Raw genomic sequence first — 21,220 nt, 5'->3', positions numbered from 1 at the left:
CTGTAGGAGGAGCAGGTATGAAAAAATCAATGATCCGTCTCGCATTCACCACCGTTCTGGGCGCCATGCTGGTGCAGGCGTCGCCGGTGGCGGCCAAGACCCCCAACGACCAGCTCGTCGTCGGGACATCGCTTGCCCAGGTGCTGTCGCTAGACCCCCATCAGGCTACCGAAGCGAAAGCCAACGAAATCATGGCCAATCTTTACGATCGGCTGATCTCGGTCGATGGCTCGGGAAAGGTTTCGCCGCAGCTGGCAGAGCGCTGGGAGACAGATGACAAGGGCATCACGTTTCATCTTCGCGCCGCCAACTTTGCCTCGGGCAATCCCGTTACCTCGGCAGATGTGGTTTATTCGTTCAGCCGCCTTTTGAAGATGAATCAGGCGGCGGCCGCCAACCTCAAGCGCGTCGGTTACAACGCGGAAAATGTCGACAAGCTGGTGAGCGCCCCGGACGAAAAGACGGTCCGTATCGAACTGTCAGGGCAAACGACATCCGAACTGCTGCTCTATCGTCTGGCGATGGTCATTGCCAGCGTTGTCGACAGCAAGGAGCTCAAGTCCCATGAAGTTGATGGCGACTGGGGCAATGCATGGCTGAGAACAAATTCCGCCGGTTCAGGACCCTTCACCCTCAATCGCTGGTCGCCGAACGAAATTATCATTCTTGAGGCCAACAAGGACTATGTGGCTGGCAGCCCGAAAATGCGTCGCGTAATCGTGCGGCATGTACCGGAAAGCCAGGTGGAGCGCCTGATGCTGGAGCGAGGCGACATCGACATTGCCAGCGCGCTGACGGCATCCGACCTTGCGACCTTCAACAACAAGGAAGGTTTTCAGATCCAGCGCGTGCCGACGGGTGGTTTCTACGTCCTGTCCATGAATGCGGGCAAGGAGCCTCTTTCCAACCCCAAGGTTCGCGAAGCAATTGCTTACGGCATCGACTACAAGGGAATGGAAAAGACCATCATGGGCCCCTATGGCAGGGCGCGCACGGTGCCGGTTCCGGAGAATTTTGAATACGCCATTCCAAGCCCCGACTGGAAGCTTGATGTCGAGAAAGCGAAATCTCTTCTGAAGGAAGCCGGTTATGAGAATGGCTTCACGCTTAATCTGAAGACAATTGCCCAAACGCCGCGCATTGATCTTGCTACGGCCATCCAGGCATCGCTCAGCCAGGTCGGTATCAAGGTGAACATCCAGCAGGGTAACGGTTCGGATGTGATTGCCGCTCACCGTGCGCGGGACTTCGATCTGCTCATTCCGCAGACGGGCGCCTATATGCCCAACGTCCTCGGCTCGATGGAGCAGTTCTCCAGTAACCCCGACAACTCGCTTGCTGCCAACAATGCCGGCAATTTCGTCTGGCGCTCTGCCTGGGACATTCCGGAACTGACGGCTCTGACCGCAAAGGCTTCCCTTGAGCCCGATGCCAAGAAACGTGGGGAAATCTACACCCAGATGCAGGAAATGTTCGTCGCGCAGAAGCCAGCGGTTCTGCCTCTCTTCGAGAGATACGAGCCGATCGTTTTGACGTCGCGCGTCAAGGATTATGTCGGTCACCCAAGCCAGACGACGCGACTGGAAAACGTGACGAAGCAGTGACTGCGAACCACTAGACGGAAAACATGTGACGGGCGGTGAATTTACCGCCCGTTTTTTTGTGGGTCCCTCGACTGCTTGCTGGCCAATTAAGACAGGGCCGTCGTGCGAACTATTACGTCCGCATCCTTGAATTCTTGGGGTTTTCGCGATGGCTCTAGCGGGTTAGACCGTGCAGCGATCAACCCTTTCCCAGAGCGGGATTCCCAAACCCCGCTCGCTCACATTCCATTAAATGCGTTGGCACCATGAGCTTCCCACAGATAAAACTTCCCGCAAGGCCGCTCGGTTTGAAGCGCGGTGTCATTTCGGTACCGGCGGCCTATTACTTTTCCATCCCCGTGCTGCTGGTGATTACAGTCGTCCTGCTCGTGGCCGAAGGCCCGGGTGTGTTGCGCGACTATCAGATCAGCCGCGACCCGCTGGAGATCGAAAGCGGCGACATCAACGGCAGTTGCAAGACCCGCAAGGCGATCTTCACGAATTGCGAAGCGGAGCTTTCCTACGACCATGGCGGTGTGAGCTACAAGAAGGATGTCGAGGTCATGTTCGTCGATTTCCATTCAGGTGACTATGAAACCGGTCTGGTCATTTCGGCGAAGAATCCCGAACTTGCAACGATTTCACTTGGCCTCGATATGCTCTGGAACCGGATCATAACCCTGGGCGTGTTCGTTGCCCTGCTCGGTTTCGGCTGTTTCGCACTGCTGCTTGCACTTATCCGCACCTTGCGGGCTCGTCTGCGTCTGCGGCACCCGGCGCCATTGACTGTTATTCCGGTGGCGCTGACGGCGGTCGCCGAAAAACGCAGCCGTCTCTTCGTGACCTATGCCGATACGGTCAGGGAAGGGAAGACGAAGAGGCAATCCTTTACCTACCTGGAGAGAGGGCGAATCCCGGTCGTCGTTGGCCACACAGGCAAACACGATGTCGCACTGGCGGTCTGGCACGGTGAAACCCCGCTGCCTGTTCTGCTTGACGATCAGCTGGAGCGAATTGACCTATCGGAACAGGAAAGAGCGGAAGCACTTGCCTCGCTCGAACCGGTGCTTGCGAACCGTGGGCAGGAGGGCGTATCCGCCCCCGGCGCGGCGGTGACAAAGGCCCCAAGCCTTGCGCGACGGCTGGCAACGTTCGTTGCAATTTTAGCCTTTATCGTCGTTGCAACCTTGGGGTACTGGCTGTGGTACGTCACCAGCGCGCCTTCGCAATTCAACTCTCCGGGCATGGACCTCAACAACATGATGCCCGCGGCGCTCAACGAGTGGGGCTGCGCGCGTCTGCAGGAGCGTTTTGCTGATGGTCCGGCACCTTTCGGTTGTGCCGGGGACGATTTTCGAAGCTGGAAATAAAGGCTTTCTCTCTTGGCGTTTATTGGGCCGGTCGCAAGAGCTTGATGGGCTGGCGCGTCGGCCCGGCGTCTCCTGGCTCTTTGTCGATGAGATCGATCAATTATCCAAAGTTGCATTAGAGATTTATAAATAAACCAACTCCATAGTGCGATCGTGGGCGGTTCTCGAGGCTGGGAGAGTGCATCATGTTCACGGTTCTGGAATGCGTTGCGGTACAACACGATCATGCGATCGTGCTGCTTGCAGCGGTTATTTGCCTGCTTGGCATGCATGCTTTTTTCCATTTGTTGTTGCGTGCGGAAGAAAGCCCGGCTGGCCGCAAGCCTTACTGGGTGCTGGTTGCCGCCTTTGCAGCGGGGCTCAGCGTCTGGGCCACGCATTTCGTTGCCATGCTTGCTTATAAGGGTTCAGTCCCGATCGGCTTTGATTTCCAGTTCACGGCGCTGTCGGCGGTTCTGGCCGTTCTGGGGTTCTGGCTGGCGCTCAGGGCGCGCTCGCAGGCGAGCTACAGTCCCGTTATCGTCGGAACGCTGGTTACCCTTTCGGTTGCCGTCATGCATTTCGTCGGCATGGCGGGCATGGATGTGGCCGCTACGATCAGCTATCGCTGGGCCCCCGTTTTGGGCGGTTTTGCCGTTGCCTGGGTATTTTTTCTGCTGGCCTTTTTCCTGTTCCTTCGCTCCGCCGCATGGAAACGCATCGTCATTCCGGCCGGATGTTCGATCTTGGCAATCTGCGCTTTGCATTTCACCGCCATGTCGGCCACGATCCTGTCGCCGGATCCGTCCGTCGCTGGCCCGGATCCCGACAATCTCGCCAGAGTGATCATGATTGCTGCCGTTTCGGGCGTGACTTTCCTGGTCCTCGCAGCCACTGCCACCGCCGCTCTCGTTGACCGTTACCTTGTCGATCTCAAGGGGCTTGTGGATGCGACGCTGGATGGTCTTGCCGTGGTCCGTGATGGCCGCATTGTTGAGCTGAATACCCGTTTTGCCGGGCTTGTCGGCAGCGATGAGGCATCGCTGATGGGTAAAAATCCCGATGATCTCTTCAAGGCCATGGACGGACAGCCCACCTATCTGCCGCGCCTCGCGCCGGTTGAGGCAATCCGCGAACGCACCGACCGGCCGCAGGTGTTCGAGCTTGCCGTGCGCACCATCGAGTATCGCGGCCATCCTTGCGAAGTGCTGGCCATCCGCGACCTGACGGAAAAGCGGGAGGCGCAAAGGGAGATCGAATATCTGGCCCGCCACGATGTGCTGACCGGCCTTTCGAACCGCACCATGTTCCAGACGCGGCTGCACCAGCAGATCGAACATTGCGACGCGGAGGATGAGTTTGCCTTGCTGGCGCTCGATCTCGATCGGTTCAAGGCGGTCAACGACATTTTCGGCCATGCCGAGGGCGACCGGGTGCTGAAAAAAGTTGCGACCATCCTCGATGAATGCGCAAGGCCGGGAGATATCGTCGCCCGTCTCGGGGGCGATGAATTCGTTATCCTGACTGCCCGGCACACCAAATCGGAGGAGGCACGTCTGCTTGCCGAGACGATCCTTGCCATGTTCGGGTTAAAAATGAATGCGGCCAACGACCCGACCGCTGTCGGCGTCAGCATCGGCATCGCCGTCTTTCCGCGGGACGGGAACAGCAACGAAAGCATCTTGCACGCCGCTGATCTGGCGCTTTACCGCGCCAAGATGGGTGGGCGCGGAATATTGTCCTTTTATGATCCCCTGATGGATCAGGAGGCCCGCGAGCGCCGCCAGCTCGAAACTGATCTGCGGCTCGCCATCAACCGCAACGAATTGGTGTTGAACTATCAACCTGTCCTTTCCGTCGAATGTGGTCAGGTCGTCGGTTATGAGGCGCTGGTACGCTGGCAGCATCCGACAAGGGGTGTCGTACCTCCGGATGTCTTCATTCCGATTGCAGAGGAAAGCGGGATCATTATCTCGCTCGGCGAATGGGTGCTGCGCGAGGCCTGCCGCCAGGCGAGCACCTGGGCGCCGCACTTGAAAATCGCAGTCAATGTTTCACCATTGCAGTTTTCGCTCGCAAATCTCGGCCATGTCGTCTGCACGGTCCTCATGCAGTCCGGCCTTTCGCCGAACCGGCTGGAACTCGAGATCACCGAAGCCGCGTTGCTGAAGGACCGCAAGGCGACGCTGATCATCCTCAACCAGTTGAAGGCGCTGGGTGTGGCCATCGTCATGGATGATTTCGGCACCGGTTATTCCTCGCTTAGCAACTTGCAGAGCTTCCCCTTCGACAAGATCAAGATCGACCGCAGCTTCATCGCCGCCATGAGCGAGGATGATAATGCCCGCGCCATCGTGCGCGCGGTGATCGGCCTCGGTCGCAGCCTCGATCTGCCAGTGACGGCGGAGGGTATCGAAACCGACGCGCAATATCGCATGGTTGTCGATGAAGGTTGCGCGCAGGCGCAGGGTTATCTCTTCGGCAGGCCGGATGTGGCTCCTGCCGCGGCGGCAAGTACGGGCAAGCGGAAGAAACATTCCGTCTGAAAGAGGAGTGCGGCGGCGTGATGCCGTCGTAATTCCATTCTCCTACGCCAATGGAACGAGAGCGAACGCAGATCGTTAGGATTGTGTGTGGTGCGTCCGTGTCGCCACCGCCGCAGCAGGCGGCAGACGACAGCCCTGACCTTCCGATGATGAATTCGCTGGTCATGAGACGCACCAAGGATGGAATTCTATCTCTGGGAGAAGCCAATGACAGACCGCCTTGAGCCGCAGGACCCGCGCAACCAGTATCCGCGCCCGCCCTTTTCAACGCCGACTCAGGAAATGCCGGGGCTGGTCACGAACATGATGCCTTTCCCTGATCATGGTGAAAAGACCTATCGCGGCAGCGGCAAGCTTGCCGGGCGCAAGGCGCTCATAACCGGCGGTGATTCCGGCATCGGTCGCGCCGTGGCAATCGCCTTTGCGCGAGAGGGTGCAGATATCGCGATATCCTATCTGCCGGAGGAAGAATCGGACGCCGAAGAGGTGGTAGCACTTATCGAAGCGGAAGGCCGCGTGGCGGTCGCCTTACCCGGAGATATTACCCATGAGGCATGGTGCCGCGAACTGGTTGAAAAAGCGGTAGGTGATCTCAACGGCCTCGATATTCTGGTGATCAATGCCGCGAGACAACAATATCGCGAGGGTATCGCCGAGCTGTCGACTGAAGATTTCGACCGCACGATGAAGACCAATCTCTACGCGCTGCACTGGATTGCGCAGGCCGCCGTTCCTTATCTAGAGCCCGGATCGTCGGTGATTACCACCGCATCCATACAGGCCTATGAGCCGTCTCCCATTCTTCTTGATTATGCCACTACGAAAGCCGGCATCGTTGCCTATACGAAAGCGCTCGCCAAACAGCTTATCGAAAAAGGCGTGCGGGCAAATGTCGTCGCGCCTGGTCCCTTCTGGACGGTTTTGCAGCCAAGCGGCGGGCAGCCGGACGAAAAGGTCAGGAATTTCGGTAAGGACAGCGATTTTGGCCGTCCAGGCCAGCCTGTCGAACTGGCTCCGGTCTATGTGCTGCTGGCTTCGCAGGATGGCAGCTTCATCAATGGCGAGGTCTATGGTGTGACCGGAGGCCGGGGCGTTGCCTGATCGGCTTTGAGGACTTGACATGAAACGACAGACAGAACGTTCAGACAGAGATGTGAAGCCCTTCGATGTCCGCGACCGGCTGATACTGGCGCTTTATGCGCAGCTGAAGGCCGAGCGGCAAACGCGCGAAGCCATGGAATGGGTCATCCGCAATGGCGGGCTTTCGCCTGAGGTGCTGGAGGCGATGGCATCCGACCCTGTGCCGGTGCTGGCCGATGCGGACGTTCCCGCTATCGAGCGTATCCTTGCTGCGGACCGGGGCAGAGGCCAATCCTCTCAAGACGACCATGGGCGGCGATCATGAACCGGAGAGCGAGCTGGAAGGGTCATCTGACATTCGGCGATTTCAACTGTGAAATCGGTCTCTATTCCGCGCTCACTTCATCGGAAAAGATCTCCTTCAACATCGTCAACCGAAAGACCGGCCATCGCGTCGAACGGCAATATGTCGATAGCGATACCGGCGACGCTGTCGACCGCGAGGATCAGGTTAAGGGATATGAACTCGACAATGGCGACCATATCGTCATCGAGGGAGATGAGATCGCAACGCTGATGCCGGAAAACGACAAGGTCATCCGCATCAGGCATTTTCTGAGCCACGACGAGATCGACAAGCTCTATTTCGACAAATCCTATTATCTGGCGCCGACGCAGGAAGGTGGCGAAGAGGCTTTGACGCTGCTGGCAAAAGCCATGGACGACGAGAAGGTCTCGGCACTTGGCGAAGCGGTACTCTTTCGCCGAAACCGCGTGCTGTTGATCCGTCCAAGCGGCAAGGCGCTCGTGGCGACGACCTTGAATTTCGGCTACGAGGTTCGCTCGCAAACCACCGTTTTCAAGTCCATTCCCGATATTCAGTTCGATGAAGAGATGCTTGAACTCGCCGGTCACATCATCGGGAAACGGGCAGGCACATTCGATCCCGCGGAATATACCGATCGTTACAATGATGCGCTGGCGGAACTGGTGAAGGCGAAGATCGAGGGCAGGGAAATCAGCAAACAGCCGCCGCGCAAGCAAGATAACATCATCGACTTGAAGGAGGCTTTGCGCCGCAGCGCCGGTGACGGCGACAGCGGAAAATCTACCGCTGGTGCGGGGCGCAAATCCTCCCGGAAAGCGAGCTGATCCATGGGTTTGCAGAGCTATAACGCCAAGCGCAGTTTCGACAAGACGCCGGAGCCGAAGGGCGACAAGGTCGACGCAAAGGGATCCAGTTTCGTCGTACAGAAGCACGATGCCCGCCGACTGCATTATGATTTCCGGCTGGAGATGGACGGCGTCCTCAAAAGCTGGGCGGTAACCCGCGGGCCGAGCCTTGACCCGGAGGACAAGCGCCTTGCGGTGCATGTCGAGGACCACCCTCTAAGCTACGGCGACTTCGAAGGCGTAATCCCGAAAGGTCAATATGGCGGCGGCACCGTGATTGTTTGGGATCGTGGTGTCTGGCGCCCGATTGGCGACGCGAAGAAAGGCTACCGCAAAGGCCATCTCGAATTTGAACTGGAGGGCGAAAAGCTTAGAGGCCGCTGGCATCTTGTACGTATGCATGGAAAGCCCGGTGAAAGCCGTGAAAACTGGCTGCTGATCAAGGGCGACGACGAAGAGGCAAGGCATGATGGTGGCGACGATATTCTGGAGGAGCGGCCGCAATCCGTGAAGACTGGCCGAAGTGTTGAAGAAGTTGCCGCCAAGCCGAAGGACACCTGGAATTCGAAGCCCGTATCGAAAAAGACCGTTAGTTCGTCCTCGGGCCGAAAACAGGCGCATGCCCTGCCGAAAGGTGCCCGCAAACAGGCGCTGCCATCCTTCGTGCCGCCGGCACTTGCAACGCTGAAACCCAAGCCACCGGAAGGATCCCGCTGGCTGCATGAGATCAAGTTCGACGGCTATCGCCTGCAGGTCCGTATCGACCACGGCAAACTCCAGCTTCTGACCCGTAGCGGACTGGACTGGACCGAAAAGTTCGGCGATGCCGTGGCGGGAGCGCTCAAGTCGCTGCCGGCCGAAACGCTGATGATCGACGGCGAAATCGTGGTGGAACGGGACAGCGGCGCCTCGGATTTCTCAGCCTTGCAACAGGACTTGAGCGAAGGGCGCAGCGACCGCTTCGTTTTTTATGCCTTCGATCTCCTGTACCTGGATGGCACGGATTTGCGCGGGGCGGCGCTGACGGATCGCAAGGCGCTACTGGAAAAGCTGCTGCCCGCCAGCAACCCGCATCTTCGCTACAGCGAACATTTCGAGGAAAGCGGCGGGCTTGTTCTCGATCATGCCTGCCGCCTCAGCCTCGAGGGCGTCATCTCCAAGGTCAAGGACAGCAAATACGTCTCGGGCCGCAAGGGTAACTGGGTGAAATCCAAATGCTCGATGCGGCAGGAGTTCGTCATCGGCGGCTACACGCTGTCATCCGCGTCGGACAATGCCATCGGCTCACTGGCGCTCGGCGTTTATGAGGAAGGCAACCTGCGTCATGTCGGCCGCGTCGGCACCGGCTATACCGCTGACATTGCCGAAATGCTGCTTGGCCGCCTGAAGCCGCTGGGCATCGATGACAGCCCTTTCGGCGAAAAGCTCACGGCACTTGCGCGCCGCGACCTGCATTTCGTTAAGCCGGAACTGGTTGCAGAAGTAGAGTTTCGTGCCTGGTCCGGAGATGGCAATCTGCGCCATGCATCATTCCGCGGCTTGCGGGAAGACAAGCCGGCGGGTGAAATCGAACGCGAGGATAAGGCAGTGTCGGAACAAGGGACGCCGCAGTCAAAGATCAAGTTCACCCATCCGGAACGGCTTTATTGGCCGGGCGATGGCGTGACCAAGGAAGGGCTTGCCGATTATTACACGCAGGTCTGGCGCTATATGGCCCCCTTTGTCGTCAACCGGCCTCTGGCGCTGCTGCGTTGTCCTGAAGGGATCGATGGTCAGCGTTTCTTCCAGAAACACGCCTGGCGCGGTGTGAACAAGGCGATAGAACAGATCAAGGATCCGAAGGACAAGGGCGGGGAACCGCTTATCAGGATTACGGATTTCGATGGCATGATGGCCCTGGTCCAGTCCGCTGCGCTTGAAATTCACCCATGGGGGGCGACAACCGCGAACTGGGAAAAGCCTGACATGATGACCATGGATATAGACCCCGGCGAGGACGTGTCATGGCAGGAGGTAATCGGCGCGGCACTGGAACTGAAGCGGCGTTTCGAAGATGCCGGTCTGGCCGCTTTCGTGAAAACCTCCGGCGGCAAGGGGTTGCATGTCGTGGCACCCTTGAAACCGGAAGCGGGATGGCCGGCCTTGAAGGCCTTTGCAAAGACCATGGCGGATGACATGGCCAAGGCGGAGCCGGAGAAATATCTTGCGGTGGCAACCAAAGCGAAACGCCAAGGCCGCATCTTCCTCGACTATCTGCGTAATGGCAGGGGCAATACGGCTGTTGCGCCCTATTCGACACGTGCCCGACCCGGAGCCGCCATTTCAGCGCCAATCGAATGGGCGGAACTCTCAGATGAGATAGGTCCGGCACACTTCACGGTCAGCAATATCGGCGCGCGCCTTTCTGCCCTGAAGAAGGATCCATGGGACGGCTTTTTCGCTGCCGCGCGACCCCTGCCGAAAAAGGCCCGATGAGCGTCAGCCTTTCTTGTCCGAGGCAAGGCTTTTCTTCAAGGCATCCATGATGTTGATGACATTGCCGCCGGTCCGGGTTTTCGTGCCGGTCTTCTTTTCCGGGGAAGATACGGTCTTGCTCTTGGTTTTTAGCAAAGCGCTGATCTTTTTCTGGATCGGATCCTGCACCAGCGCCGGTTTCCATCCCGTCATCTGTTTGCCGATGCGTTTTTCCATCGCGTCCAGCAGCGGCTTTTCGAATTTCATCTTCGGATCCAGCGCGTCGATGCTTTCGCGCACTTCCTCGCCATAGTGCAGAGTCCACAGAATGATGCCCTTGCCTGACGGTTCCAGCAGAACCGCTCTTTCGCGGCGGTAGAGAACAAGCCGCGCAATGCCGACAACGCCGTTTGCCCGCATGGCTTCCCGGATCACGCTGAAGGCTTCCGTGCCGATCTTGTCTTCCGGGCGCAGGAAGTGCGGCCGGTCGTACCATATCCAGTCGATAGAACCTGTGGGTACGAAGGTCTGTATGTCGATGGTGCGGGTGCTTTCGAGCGCGACCGCATCGATCTCGTCATCCTCCAGCAACACATAATCGTCTTCGGCGCGGGGAAACCCCTTCACCTGGTTCTTTGCGGCCACCGGCTTGTGGGTAACGCTGTCGACATATCGGCTTTCGACGCGATTACCGGTTTTGCGGTTGAGAACGTGGAAGCGGTATTTGTTGCTTTCGGTTGTGGCAGGCGTCAGCGAAACTGCGGCCGTCACCAGCGACAGCTTCAGATAGCCCTTCCAGAAAACCTGCCGTGCCATGATCCGCGATCCGCCTTGTCGCCTGTTGTCTCCCGGATCAACAACCACAGGGTGGCTTTTGTTCCGGGAGCTTTGGCAGAGAGGGCAGTACTCTGTCTCAGCCGAACAACGATGTAAGACCATAGACAGATGCGGATATCAGGGCAGCGGCCGGCATGGTCACGACCCAGGCAATGACGATATTGCCCGCAAGGCCCCAACGCACCGCCGAGACGCGACGTGCGGCACCGACGCCGATGATGGCGCCGGTGATCGTATGGGTGGTGGACACCGGAATGCCGAGCCACGTCGCGCCGAAAAGTGTCAGCGCACCGCCGGTTTCGGCGCAGAACCCCTGCATCGGGTTCAGCCTGGTGATTTTCGACCCCATGGTGTGCACGATGCGCCAGCCGCCGAACAGTGTGCCGAGCGCCATGGCCGACTGGCACGAGATCACCACCCAGAACGGCACGTAGAAGCTCTCTCCAAGATGCCCCTGGCTGAACAGCAGCACAGCGATGATGCCCATGGTCTTCTGTGCGTCATTGCCGCCGTGGCCGAGCGAATAGAGCGAGGCGGAAATGAACTGCATGATGCGGAAGGTACGATCCACGGCGAAGGGTGTCTGGCGCACGAACAGCCAGGAGACGGCAAGCACCAGCAGCAGTGCCAGGAAAAAGCCGATGGCCGGCGACATGAAGATCGCGCCCACGGTTTTCAGAAGACCCGACCAGACGATGGAATTGAAACCGACCTTCGCAAAGCCCGCACCGACGAGACCGCCGATCAAGGCATGTGACGAGCTGGAGGGAATGCCGAAAATCCAGGTTACGATATTCCAGACGATGGCGCCCATCAATGCCGCGAAGATGACCTGCGGGGAAACGATGGCCGGATCGATGATGCCGGTGCCGAGCGTTTCGGCCACATGCAGGCCGAAGAACAGGAAGGCGATGAAATTGAAGAAGGCCGCCCATGCCACCGCATATTGCGGGCGCAATACACGGGTGGAGACGATGGTGGCGATGGAATTTGCGGCGTCGTGGAGACCGTTCAGAAAATCGAAGAACAGCGCGATGGCGATAAGGCCGACAAGCAGCGGCAGTGCAAGCGCGACATCCATCAGACGTTCTCGATAACGATGCCGCTGATCTCGTTCGCCACGTCCTCGAAGCGGTCGACGACCTTTTCGAGTTCGCCGTAGATCTCGCTGCCGATCATATAGGCCATGGCATTGCCGGTCGCACCATGGCGCCGGAAGAGGTCCTTCAGGCCCTGGTCATGAAGCTCGTCGGAGCGCCCTTCGACGCGGGTAACCTCTTCGGCAATCACCGACAGGCGCTGGGCATTGGTGCCGACCTTTTCCAGAAGCGGGATGGCTTCGGCGACGAGGCTTGCCGCACGCACGATCTCGTGGCCCATCTCGCGCATCAGCGGGTCGAATTCGGTTTGCTCGAACAGCCGGATCGTCTTGACGGTCTTGTGCATCATGTCGATGGCGTCATCCATGGACTGGATGAGGTCCTTGATATCGCCACGATCAAAGGGCGTTATGAAGCTGCGGCGCACCGCAAGCAGAACGTCGCGGGTAATATCATCCGCCTGGTCTTCGAGGGCGACGATAAGGTCGCAGTTTTTCTCAACGTCGACGCCGCTCAGAAGGTGGTCCAGAGCTGCGGCGGCTTTGACGACCGTTTCCGAATGTTTGCTAAACATGTCGAAGAAACGGTCCTCGCGCGGCATCAGCTTGCGAAAAATGCTCATCATGCGAATTGGCCCTCAATGGCGCTTTATTAGTTGTGGGGGGTGATTGTCATAAAACTGTCATAAATGCACGCGGGGCATTGATGCAACCCGGAAAATCGGCAGTATCAACGGATATGAAATCCATGAAGAAAAGCCGGAAAGCCCGTCCGGCGCGTTCCCTGACATTGCTTCAGCAACTTGCTGCTGTTCCTGAAAAGCTGTTCACCGGCTCTTTCCGGCAGCAATATGCCGCCTTATGCTTCCGTTATACCGGAAGCGGCGAAGAGGTCGAAATCCTCGTCGTCACCTCCCGCACCAGCGCACGCTGGATCATTCCGCGCGGCTGGCCGATGAAACGCAAGAAGCCGCATGAGGCTGCCGCGATCGAGGCGTGGGAGGAAGCGGGCGTTCGTGGCCGCGTGAGGAAGGACGCCGTTGGCCGCTACACCTATCTCAAGATGCTCGACAACGGCGATGTCGTTCCCTGCGTTGTCGATGTCTTCCAGATTGAGATCACCGGGGAGGAAACGAGTTTCAAGGAGCGCGGCGAACGCCTTCTGGAATGGGTTCGCCCGGACGAGGCAGCAAGGCGCGTCCGGGAAATCGAACTGAAATCGCTTCTGGTCGACTTCCGCCCGAGGGGGAAGAGGAAACGCCTGACCGAAGAAAAGTCCTAACGGCAAACGTCACCGGCGAACCTAGGATGGTGAAGATGGACGTTCGGTCGATCCCGTCTCCCCCATCTCGTCCGGTGCCTTCGGTAGCAGGCGGGCGAAACGCCGGGTGATGCTGTCGATGTAAGACAGGATTGTTGGCACGACGATCAGGGTGAGCAGGGTGGAGCTGATGAGGCCGCCGATTACTGCGTGCGCCATCGGCGCGCGCTGCGCCCCGCCACCGCCAACAGCCAGCCCGAGCGGAATCATGCCGAAAATCATCGCAAGCGTCGTCATGATGATCGGGCGGAAGCGGATGATGCCGGCGCTCGCCAGCGCTTCGTTGAGCGAAAGTCCACGCTTCCTTTCGCGGTTGGCGAAATCGACAAGCAGGATGCCGTTCTTTGTAACGAGGCCCATCAGCATGATGAAGCCGATCAGCGAGAACATGTTGATCGTGCTGCCGGCAACCAAGAGCCCGACGAGGACGCCGATGAGAGACAGCGGCAGCGACGCCATGATGGCGAGCGGTTGCAGGAAACTGCCGAATTGCGAGGCGAGCACGATGTAGATGAAGATGACCGCCATTGCGAGCGCAATTACCATGTGGCCAACCGTCTCCTCCATGGTTTCGGCGTCGCCGCCGAAGCGGATACGGTAGCCGTCCGGCAGGTCGCGGGCGGCGGTAAGGGTTTTCAAAACGTCTGTCACTTCGCCAAGCGCTCGTCCGGATATGTTGGCCGAAACCAGCACCTCGCGGCGATTGTCGATGCGGCGGATTTCGGCGGGTGCTTCCACGGTGGTGATATCGGCGACCTGATCCAGACGTACCAACAGGGGCGAGCCGTTGGATGCCGTGCGGCTGGTGGCGATCATCAACTCGCTGATCCTCGCCGTGTCGGCACGCCGCTCGCCGGGCAGGCGCACGACGATGTCGTAGCTGTTACCGCCCGCATCCGTCCATTTCGACACGTCCTCACCGGCGATGAGCGGCGAGAGCGCTGCGGCAAGATCGGATCGGGAAATGCCGAGATCGCTTGCCGCCTCGCGTTTCAGGCGTACCGAAAGGATGGAGGTCACGTCGCGGGTGCTTGAGGTCACATCCACGAGGCCGGGGATTTTTTTCATGTCTTCCATCAGACCGTCGGCGATCTTTTCGAGGATCGCCCGGTCGTCGCCAAGAATGCTGAGCTGGACGGGGCTTTCGCCACCGCCAAGACCGTTTTGCAGGATCGCGACCTCTATGCCCGATATGGCCGACAGGCGTTTGCGGATCGGATCGGCCAGCGTGACCGGAGTTCGGGTGCGCATCTCCAGCGGCACCAGTCCCACCAGAACGGCGGCGCGATGTTTACCGACGGTGCCGCCGGTATTGACGGTGGAATAGAGCATCTCGACTTCCGGGAATTCCTGGAGTGCCTTCTCGACCTGCCGCACCTTCGCCGTGGTGTAATCCAGCGAGGAGCCGACCGGTGCCGTGACGTTGATCTGGAAGCGGCCTTCATCCGTATTCGGGACGAATTCCGCACCGACCAACGGCACCATGAGCAGGCTGCCGACAAAAATGCCTGATGTGACGAGCAGGGTGACGAGGCGGTGGTGCAATGTCCAACCGATCACGTGCCGATACTGATCGGCGAGCCATTCGAAGCCGTGATCGAAACGGGCGATCAGCCGGCCCACCGGCCCGCGCGGGGCGTTGGGTTGCGCATCCGGATCGTACCAGACGCTCGACAGCATCGGATCGAGCGTGAAGGCGACGAAAAGCGAGATCAGCACGGCAGCTGAAACGGTGATGCCGAATTCATAGAAGAACCGACCGACGATGCCGTCCATGAAAGCGACGGGCAGGAAGACCGCCACGATTGTCGCCGTTGTCGCGATAACCGCAAGTCCGATTTCGTTCGTGCCGTCGAGTGCTGCGCGGATATGGGATTTCCCCATGTGAAGGTGACGGGTGATGTTTTCGCGCACAACGATGGCGTCATCCACCAGAATGCCGATGGAAAGCGTCAGCGCCAGGAGGCTCAGTGTATTGAGCGTGAAGCCCATAACGTCAATGACCGCCAGCGTGCCGATGATCGCAATCGGCAGCGTCAGTCCGGTGATGACGGTGCTGCGCCAGGAATTGAGGAACAGGAAGACGATGGCCACGGCAAGTGCCGCCCCTTCTATCAACGTCGTCTGCACCTGCGTGACGGATTCCCGGATGGGAATGGATGTGTCCGTAATGACCCGCAATTGCACGTTTTGCGGAACAAGGTCGGCATTGAGGGCGTCCAGGCGCTTTCTCACATCCGCGACAACCTGAACCGTGTTGGCACCCTGAACCTTGACGATGTCGATCGCCAGCGCAGTCTGGCCATTATAGAGGGCACGGTTTTCGGGGTCGGCAGCCCCTTCGGAGAGTGCGGCGATGTCGCGAAGATAAATGGCTGCGCCACCGCTCCGGGCTACGACCATGTCCAGCAGCGCCTGCGGTTCTGCGATGCGGCCCTGGACCTGGATCGTGCGTTCGGAAACGGTATCGACAAGGCTTCCAGCCGGGCTGTTGCTGTTGCCGGTGCGTAGCGCGCTTACCACCTCGTTAATGCCGATCCCAAGCGCGCGCATGCGGGTATCGTCGATCACAATGTCGATCTGCCGCTTGCGGGCGCCGACCAGCGTTGCCTGCCCGACACCGGGAACGGTCGTCAGTTGCCGCAGCACCCTTTGGTCGGCAAGGGTGGTGAGTGCGGGTATGTCGAGCGACGTCGAGCTTATCGCCACCGACAGGATAGGCTCGGCGGCGGGATCGAACCGGGATATGACCGGCTTTTTGGCCTCTTGCGGGAAATTCGCGTCGATGGCGGCGATCTTGTCGCGCACGTCCTGTGCCGCGGTCGCGCTCTTAACCTCGAGCTTGAATTTTGCGACGACGACAGAGCGTCCCTCGTAGGAGGTTGACGTGATCTCGTCCAGACCGCCGATGGCGTTCAGCGCATCCTCGACCGGGCGCGTCAATTCTGTCTCCACCGTTTCCGGCGTGGCGCCCGGATAAGCGGTGGACACCACGACGACCGGAACGTCGACATTGGGGTAGAGGTCGAGCCCCAGCCGCTGCAACGAGAAAAGACCCATGACCAGAAGCGCCACCATCATCATGGTGGCGAAAACAGGGTGGGAGACGGATATGCGGGTCAGAAACATCTCAGCCTGCCTTGTCGACGGTAACGGCCATGTCGGGCTGCAATTCGGGAAGCGGTGCGGTCAGGATCGTCTCACCGTCCTCTAGACCGGCGCCTATCTCGATCAGGCTGCCATCGTTCCAGCGCGATCCCACAGCCACCGTCTGGCGGCGAAGGTGGCCGTTCAGGACTTTAAGGACGTGATAGCCGGTTTCGTCTTTGCGAAGCGCGATTGCAGGAACGACAAGCGCATCGTTTTTTTCGCGCACGAGGATGGACCCGCTGGCGAACATTCCTCCCCACAGCCGGCCGTCGCGGTTGGCAAGCCGGAGATAGACGGCGACAAAGCGCGTCCCGTCTTCGGCAACCGGGCTGATGCGCTCAACGGTGCTTCTGAGAGGCTGGCCGCCGATGCCGTCAATATCGAGTTCGGCGGTCTGGCCAACGGCGACACGTGGGATGTCGCGCGTGGCAACGAGAACCTTCGCCTCAAGCATGCTTTTATCGACCAGCGTCATGAGTTCACCATCGGCACTGACGCGGGAGCCGGCTTCTGCCTGCCGGCGGGTAATGGTGCCATCAAAAGGCGCGCGGATTTCGGCATTGCGAAGGGCAAGGCGGGCGATATCCACCTGCGCCGAAAGGCTCTGAAGCCTTGCCGTTTTCACAACGACATCGCTCTTCGCCTTGTCGAGCTGTTCAGTCGATGCGACGTTTTTTGACGCTAGCTGTTCGGTTCGGGTGAGGGCCTGCATCGCCAGTGTGAGTTCGGCCTCGGCCGCATCCCGGTCGCTCTGCCGCAGCAGGAGAGTCGATTGCAGTTCCTCGGTTTCGAACCGTACCAGCAGGTCGCCCGCCCGCACCGCCTGCCCGTCCCGGACATTCATATCCAGAATTTTTCCAGCCTCGCGGGCGCGGATCACGACACGGCTGACCGGCTGAAGTTCGCCACTGATGCTGAGCCGCTCCGCCATCGCTCGTGTGCCGATCCTTGCGATTTCCGCAGCCGTCAGTTCGAACGGGATACCGGCCGGGCTCATCGAGGTTGACGCCACGATCCCCTTGACGCGCTCGTTCGCATCGACGCTTCCGCGCGCCGGATCGAGAGCCGTGACGACGAGAGCGCAGCCCGCAAGCGCGATCCCCGCCTTGATCGTTCTTTTCACCCACATAACATAATCCTTCCAGGCAAAACTCATCCTGTGACCGATCGAGCGGTCATGTCGCCTGTCTTGCAGGCTGATGGCTTCTGGATAAGTGTTCATAATTGCAGCAGCATTACCCGCCCGCATCTTCTGCGCCGCAATACTGTCGCAACCTTTCTGGCAGACAAGGAGGGGGCGAAGGGACGGTGGCAAATGAGACTTCTGTTGATTGAGGACGAAAAGGAAATGGCGGATGCGCTGTCGACGACGCTCGGCAAGCAGGGGATCGTCATCGACCATACGATGCGGCTCGGCGATGCGATGGAGCTGGCGCGCCAGCATGTCTATGATGCGATTCTGCTCGACCGTCGTCTGCCGGACGGGGAGGGACTTACCTTCATTCCAAAGCTGCGCCGCGCCGGTATCGATACGCCGATCATCTTATTGACGGCGATGAATGAACCGAAGGAGCGGATCGAGGGGCTGAATGGCGGCGCCGACGACTATCTTGGCAAGCCGTTTCTCGTCGGCGAACTGCTGGCGCGGCTGCGCGCGGTTTTGAGAAGGCCGGCAAGCATCGCCCCGTCGCAAATCGCTGCAGGCCGCATCGTGATCGATCCGCTTCATCTCAGCGTCACGATCAACTCGCTTCCCTTTGATCTGCCAAGGCGCGAGCTGATGGTCCTCATCACGCTGGCGAAACGAAAGGGCAAATCCGTGCTGCGCTCGACCCTTGAGGCCGCCGTCTACAATTACGAGGAGGAAATCCAGTCCAATGCGCTCGATGCGCATATATCGCGACTGCGCAAACGCCTGCTTGACGCTTCGGCCGGGGTTAGCGTGCATAATATTCGCGGCATCGGTTATCTGCTCAGGGAAGACACATGAAAGCGCAGGGCAAGTCCAATCCCTCCTTGTGGTGGCAATTGAGCTGGCAGCTCAGCATTGTCGTCTCCTCCATGATCGCTGTCGTCATCGTCGGGCTCTGCGTTTACGGGGTGATGAAGCTCTCGCCCAATATCGGGCTCTGGAACGATTTGTCGGCGACGCTTGACGAGTCGCTTTCGCTTGATCCGCAAAAGGGTCTGGTCGTTACCGAGGGGCCGGCATTACGTGCCTTGAAGGCGAAGAATGAGACGTTGTGGTTCGTGGTCTCGACGCCTGACGGTCACGCGGCCACCTTCGGCACCGTACCGGCTGTTTATGCAGAACTGGCACGCTACGTTCATCTGATGACGGACGCCGATATTCGCGGCGGCAGCGGCATATCCGAGGTCGCTTCGGCTGAAAGTATCGAAACGACGTCGGGGCCCGTCAGGATCATGTTCGGCGGAACCTCAAATGCACGAGCGTCGTTTCTGACGCTTCTTGCCGGCACCTATCCGATTTATGTCCCCCTGCTGGCGGTTCTTTTGCCTGCGGTGTTTTTCTCCGTGCCGCACATTGTGCGCCGGGCGCTTGCCGGCCTGAGTTCCGTCGTCAGAAAAGCACCGGAGATCGACCCGCGACGACCGGGTTCGAAGCTTCCTGTCAAAGATGTGCCACGCGAAGTCGTTCCGTTGATCGTTTCCTTCAACAGCATTCTCGAGCGGCTCGAAGAGCAGTTCCAGGCGCGGCAACGTTTTCTGATCGATGCCGCGCACGAATTGAGGACGCCGATTGCAATCATGCAGACCCGGATAGAGGGCCTGCCCGGACCGGACCAGCAGCGCCTGATGGAGGATGTCGCGCGGCTCGGTGAAACCGCCGAACAGCTTCTGGCCTTTGAGCGAAACGATCAGGTGAACGACCGGCGCGAGGTGGTGGACCTTGTCGATATCGCCCGCACGGTGGTGGCAGAGCTCGCGCCGCTTGCGCTTTCGGCAGGTTACGACATCTCCTTCGAAACGCAGATCGAAAAATACGACATGCAAGGCAACCCCTTCGCCCTGCCGCGCGCCATCAGCAATATCGTGCGCAACGCCATCGACCATGGTGGAAACAAGGGGCTGATCCATGTCTCGGTTCTCGCAAACGGCGAAATCGCGATTTCCGACGAGGGGCAGGGCATACCCGAGGACCAGCAGGAGCGGATATTCGAACCTTTCTATCGGGTCACGCCGAAAAGCACGGGTGCCGGACTTGGCCTCAGCCTCGTCAAGAAGATCGTCGCCAATCATAACGGCCGTATCGTGCTGGAAAGCAACCCCTCTGGAAGCACGTTCCGGGTTCGATTCTGATAGCGCTTTGCGCGCTGTAGACCGGTCGCGGCGATTGTAATGCTGCCGCAACGATCGCGGTCATAATGTGTGGGCACGGGATCAACCGTGCCAACCGGAGTACTCACAGTGACGCACCCACCGGATCGTTTTCTTCCGGATTGCCGGCGAGAAGACGGCGCGTAGAAAGCGCGTCGCGGGCCCGGAACCTCGCGCAATGCCGTAGCGTCAATGATCGCAGCAGAGCACCAATCCGATTTCATATTCGGTTCATCCTGGGCGCGCACAGTCCCGGCCAAATCACTCCACGCCCCAGTCCAAACAGTCATACTCCCCGGAATTTTACGATGTCGCATACTGAAATCGCCGCATTCGCTGCGGAAAAAAACTCGGCGAAACCCGAGCCGGTCATCGCTGCGCAAACGATGACTGGCGATGGGCTGGAACTCCTCCGTTTTCCCCTGGCCTGGAGCGTTGCGACCTTCGCTATGCGCGCCCACTGGAAACGGGGTTTCCTTTTCTGGATGCGTTTTTTGGCTCATCCGCTTGTAACCCTGCGGTGGTGGCGGTTTCTGTCCCGGTTCTCGGCGACGCAAAAACTGCCACCGCCGCATGACGAGCTTCTTCAGAAACCCCTGTCGAAATTCCTCGTCGGCAAAATCTCTTATGGAAGACGGCTGGATTTTCTCATGAAGAATTTCGTCATCGCCAGCGATTGTTTTTCCAGAGAGGTTATGGCTGCGCTCTGGAGTGGAAAAACGGTCGAAATCGGCACCATAGGCGGCCGTGCTGACGAATATCGCTGCACGCTTGCTCTTGCGGATTTATGTGGCGGCCGCCACGAAGGCGCTCTCGCGGTTCGGCTGATCAGAACCCGTGACGACGTCACCTTGTGGACGACGAAGTTTATCTTCGTGACGCAGGATGGGGGAGGGTACAGGACGATTGCCGTTGGCGGCATGCAGGGGCCACGCGCCGCAAAGCAGGAGATGGTGGCAGTAACGCGCGACCTTGCGGGTCTTCGCCCGAAGGATGCCGTTTTGATGCTGCTGCAAGGGCTAATCGAGACGGAAGCGGGTTCCTATTTCGCAGTCTCCCACGCCAGACATCCGATCAATTATCGTCGCGCGCGGCGGCAGAAAATGTTGCTTTCCGACATAGACGCATTCTGGCGGGAACGTTCCGCCGAGCCGGACGACGTGTTCGGTTTTCAGGTACCGGTTTCAACCCTCGAGGGCGCGGACAAACGCAGCAAGATGAAGCTTGCCTTTTTTGCCATGGCCGACCGGCTTTGCGAGGGTAACGCTGGTAGTGCTGTGAAGAGTTGA

16 protein-coding genes are annotated in these 21,220 nt (G+C 59.1%); 11 read left to right on the top strand and 5 right to left on the bottom strand.

The annotated features are described in order from the left end of the window. The first annotated feature begins 65 nt into the window (after window positions 1-65). The 7 genes from ACQZ63_RS12395 (at window position 66) to ligD (ending at window position 10,206) form a co-directional block, all read left to right on the top strand. A complete protein-coding gene (locus tag ACQZ63_RS12395) occupies window positions 66-1,604 on the top strand; it encodes an ABC transporter substrate-binding protein (RefSeq protein WP_370953851.1) in 1,539 nt (512 codons plus the stop codon). Between the two features lie 245 nt (window positions 1,605-1,849). After that, complete coding sequence (locus ACQZ63_RS12390; RefSeq protein WP_448799215.1) at window positions 1,850-2,953, top strand: hypothetical protein; 1,104 nt, start codon at window positions 1,850-1,852, stop codon at window positions 2,951-2,953. A gap of 185 nt (window positions 2,954-3,138) precedes the next feature. Further along, window positions 3,139-5,478 (top strand): bifunctional diguanylate cyclase/phosphodiesterase, encoded by a 2,340-nt coding sequence (locus tag ACQZ63_RS12385; protein ID WP_111784135.1) that lies wholly within the window; start codon window positions 3,139-3,141, stop codon window positions 5,476-5,478. A gap of 207 nt (window positions 5,479-5,685) precedes the next feature. Continuing rightward, window positions 5,686-6,579 (top strand): SDR family oxidoreductase, encoded by an 894-nt coding sequence (locus ACQZ63_RS12380; RefSeq protein ID WP_111784140.1) that lies wholly within the window; start codon window positions 5,686-5,688, stop codon window positions 6,577-6,579. A gap of 19 nt (window positions 6,580-6,598) precedes the next feature. Further along, window positions 6,599-6,883, top strand: a complete 285-nt coding sequence (locus ACQZ63_RS12375) for a hypothetical protein (protein WP_065660283.1) — start codon at window positions 6,599-6,601, stop codon at window positions 6,881-6,883. Further along, on the top strand, window positions 6,880-7,710 hold the full coding sequence (ku, locus tag ACQZ63_RS12370) for a non-homologous end joining protein Ku (RefSeq protein ID WP_019566663.1): 831 nt from the start codon (window positions 6,880-6,882) through the stop codon (window positions 7,708-7,710). Before ACQZ63_RS12375 ends, ku (ACQZ63_RS12370) begins: the two co-directional genes overlap by 4 nt. A 3-nt stretch (window positions 7,711-7,713) precedes the next feature. Beyond that, window positions 7,714-10,206 (top strand): DNA ligase D, encoded by a 2,493-nt coding sequence (gene ligD, locus ACQZ63_RS12365; RefSeq protein ID WP_448799214.1) that lies wholly within the window; start codon window positions 7,714-7,716, stop codon window positions 10,204-10,206. Window positions 10,207-10,209: 3 nt separating this feature from the next. Here the strand turns inward: ligD and ku (ACQZ63_RS12360) are convergent, their stop codons facing one another. From ku (ACQZ63_RS12360) to ACQZ63_RS12350, 3 genes are all read right to left on the bottom strand, one after another. Next, window positions 10,210-11,001: a non-homologous end joining protein Ku gene (ku, locus tag ACQZ63_RS12360; RefSeq protein ID WP_065660285.1), complete on the bottom strand. Its 792-nt coding sequence runs from the start codon at window positions 10,999-11,001 to the stop codon at window positions 10,210-10,212. A 97-nt stretch (window positions 11,002-11,098) separates the two neighbouring features. Further along, on the bottom strand, window positions 11,099-12,103 hold the full coding sequence (locus tag ACQZ63_RS12355; RefSeq protein ID WP_004431194.1) for an inorganic phosphate transporter: 1,005 nt from the start codon (window positions 12,101-12,103) through the stop codon (window positions 11,099-11,101). After that, window positions 12,103-12,747: a DUF47 domain-containing protein gene (locus ACQZ63_RS12350; protein WP_004431197.1), complete on the bottom strand. Its 645-nt coding sequence runs from the start codon at window positions 12,745-12,747 to the stop codon at window positions 12,103-12,105. The genes ACQZ63_RS12355 and ACQZ63_RS12350 overlap by 1 nt, the downstream gene beginning before the upstream one ends. Before the next feature lie 113 nt (window positions 12,748-12,860). Here ACQZ63_RS12350 and ACQZ63_RS12345 point away from each other — a divergent pair, with 113 nt between their 5' ends. Then, entirely contained in the window at window positions 12,861-13,403 is a 543-nt protein-coding gene (locus tag ACQZ63_RS12345; protein ID WP_065660287.1) for an NUDIX hydrolase, read from the top strand. Between the two features lie 21 nt (window positions 13,404-13,424). Here ACQZ63_RS12345 and ACQZ63_RS12340 read toward each other — a convergent pair whose 3' ends face one another. Both ACQZ63_RS12340 and ACQZ63_RS12335 read right to left on the bottom strand, forming a co-directional pair. Further along, window positions 13,425-16,571, bottom strand: coding sequence for an efflux RND transporter permease subunit (locus ACQZ63_RS12340; protein WP_111784137.1), 3,147 nt, complete (start codon window positions 16,569-16,571; stop codon window positions 13,425-13,427). 1 nt (window position 16,572) lies between these two features. Beyond that, a complete protein-coding gene (locus ACQZ63_RS12335; RefSeq protein WP_448799213.1) occupies window positions 16,573-17,721 on the bottom strand; it encodes an efflux RND transporter periplasmic adaptor subunit in 1,149 nt (382 codons plus the stop codon). Window positions 17,722-17,907: 186 nt separating this feature from the next. Here ACQZ63_RS12335 and ACQZ63_RS12330 point away from each other — a divergent pair, with 186 nt between their 5' ends. The 3 genes from ACQZ63_RS12330 (at window position 17,908) to ACQZ63_RS12320 (ending at window position 21,220) form a co-directional block, all read left to right on the top strand. After that, window positions 17,908-18,582 (top strand): response regulator transcription factor, encoded by a 675-nt coding sequence (locus ACQZ63_RS12330; RefSeq protein WP_448799212.1) that lies wholly within the window; start codon window positions 17,908-17,910, stop codon window positions 18,580-18,582. Continuing rightward, the gene (locus ACQZ63_RS12325) at window positions 18,579-19,913 is read left to right on the top strand and encodes a sensor histidine kinase (RefSeq protein WP_065660289.1); all 1,335 of its coding nucleotides are present in this window, start codon (window positions 18,579-18,581) and stop codon (window positions 19,911-19,913) included. Before ACQZ63_RS12330 ends, ACQZ63_RS12325 begins: the two co-directional genes overlap by 4 nt. A 326-nt stretch (window positions 19,914-20,239) precedes the next feature. Then, the gene (locus ACQZ63_RS12320) at window positions 20,240-21,220 is read left to right on the top strand and encodes a DUF535 family protein (RefSeq protein WP_065660290.1); all 981 of its coding nucleotides are present in this window, start codon (window positions 20,240-20,242) and stop codon (window positions 21,218-21,220) included.

The sequence above is a fragment of the Agrobacterium sp. CG160-95 genome, from assembly GCF_053521725.1.
This window is presented reverse-complemented; position numbering and strand designations above follow the sequence as displayed.